This is a genomic window from Phormidium sp. CCY1219 (assembly GCF_035615515.1).
Classification (GTDB): Bacteria; Cyanobacteriota; Cyanobacteriia; order Cyanobacteriales; family Laspinemataceae; genus CCY1219.
In genome coordinates this window covers 1-1,544 of record NZ_JAJENT010000553.1, presented here as the reverse complement: position 1 = coordinate 1,544, position 1,544 = coordinate 1, and the positions used below count along the sequence as shown (strand labels likewise).

Sequence of the window (1,544 nt, the reverse complement as noted above, 5' to 3'; positions counted from 1 at the left end):
TCGTAGGGCTTAGGCTGGTCAGCTACCTAAAGTCAGGGGCTAGAAGCCCCGTCTCTTTAGAGCGGGGTGCTGACAAGCACTGTACCAGTTTCTCGGGTTCATCCGCCATACCTTCGTTAGCGGGCGCGCGATCGCGATCGCAGCTTCCGCCAACTATCGCACCCAATTTGCCTGCGATTGAACCTCCCTAGATCGAGAACCCCTTGAAAAAAGGCAGAGAGCTTGGTCTCATCAACTATTCTAGATATTTAGATAACTAGAGTAGTAAACACTTTAACAAGGACAAACAAGTGGGAAGAGAGATTCAGTGCAAATTGGACAAATTAATGGCAAGTCGAGGGCTAACGCAGCTTGACTTAAAAAGAGAGCTCGGGCTGAGTCCGAGCACTGTCCGCGCCTTGCAGAACAATCGCTTTAGTCGAATCGACAAGACCAGCTTAGAAAAACTGCTGGACTATTTTGAGATTGACTCCCTCGACCAGTTCTTTACAATTCTTAACAAAGAAGATGCCTAAATCGATAGACATTTAAGCTAGAGTAAAAAAAAAGCGGGTACCACCCCGCTCCCAAAAAAGCTATCTCAAATCTACCATGAATACACCTAAAACCGCTACGGCTAAGGCTTCTAGCCACCTTCCCGTTGACAATAGCTTCAACTACGACTACAGCAGCTTCGGCTTGGAAACCGAAGCAACGGCAAGCCAAACAAGCCCTATCCCAGTTTTTCGGGTTCATCCGCCATACCTTCGTCAGTGGCCTCGAAATCGGTCGAAATTTGCGGCAACTGCTGCACCAACTTTGCCTCGAACGGGGACTCACCCAAGGCGATCGCTTATTCGATCGCTGGCTGGATTCGTCCGACTGTGGTGGCTCCACCTGAATGGCGCGATTCCCTGCGCGATAGCTTCGCTTCACGCTGATTCAGATTTCCGAATCGTTTGACAGCCAAAAGCAGCGGATCCAATGCATCATCCTCAATTTCATCCAGTCCTAGAAGGTCAGCAGAAGGCTACGATACTTGTTGAATGCTATATAGTATCGTTCTGCAACGGGATCGAATGGACATTCAAAAGCCTGAAATTATCTGCCACCTTGACGAGTTAATGCAACAACGAGGACTAACTCAGCAGCAGTTGAGCGAGGAAACTGGAATTGCTCCAGCAGGAATCCGTGCTTATCAGCACAACAGCTTCCGAAGGATAGACCGGGACACTCTCGCAACCATTGCGGGTTACTTCAAATTAAGGTCTTTGGATGAATTATTCACATTTGTTTACAAAGAATAACCACCTAGACCTTACTATAAATGCTAGCATGGTAGTATGCTAACATTTAACAGCGAATCAATAAAAAGGAGCGGTATCACCCGCCCCATTACAACATAAGTCACCACTATGATAGCTCAAATTCAATCAGGTCAAGCATTTGCCGAGCGGGGCACCTCTGCACCGTTCGTTCTCAAAACCGACTACGACTACAGCAGCTTCGGCTCTGAAACCCTCCAACAGCAAGCAAAAGAAGCACTTTCCCAGTTCTTCGGTTTC

At 47.7% G+C, this 1,544-nt stretch carries 4 protein-coding genes; all 4 read left to right on the top strand.

All coding sequences use genetic code 11. The annotated features are described in order from the left end of the window. A partial coding sequence (locus LKK83_RS15340; RefSeq protein WP_324632081.1) for a hypothetical protein occupies positions 1–191 on the top strand: 191 nt, incomplete at its 5' end. Between the two features lie 99 nt (positions 192–290). Beyond that, positions 291–515, top strand: coding sequence for a helix-turn-helix domain-containing protein (locus LKK83_RS15335; protein WP_324632080.1), 225 nt, complete (start codon positions 291–293; stop codon positions 513–515). Positions 516–640: 125 nt separating this feature from the next. Then, the gene (locus LKK83_RS15330) at positions 641–880 is read left to right on the top strand and encodes a hypothetical protein (RefSeq protein WP_324632079.1); all 240 of its coding nucleotides are present in this window, start codon (positions 641–643) and stop codon (positions 878–880) included. A gap of 178 nt (positions 881–1,058) precedes the next feature. Then, the gene (locus tag LKK83_RS15325) at positions 1,059–1,286 is read left to right on the top strand and encodes a helix-turn-helix domain-containing protein (RefSeq protein WP_324632078.1); all 228 of its coding nucleotides are present in this window, start codon (positions 1,059–1,061) and stop codon (positions 1,284–1,286) included. The last annotated feature ends 258 nt before the right edge of the window (positions 1,287–1,544 follow it).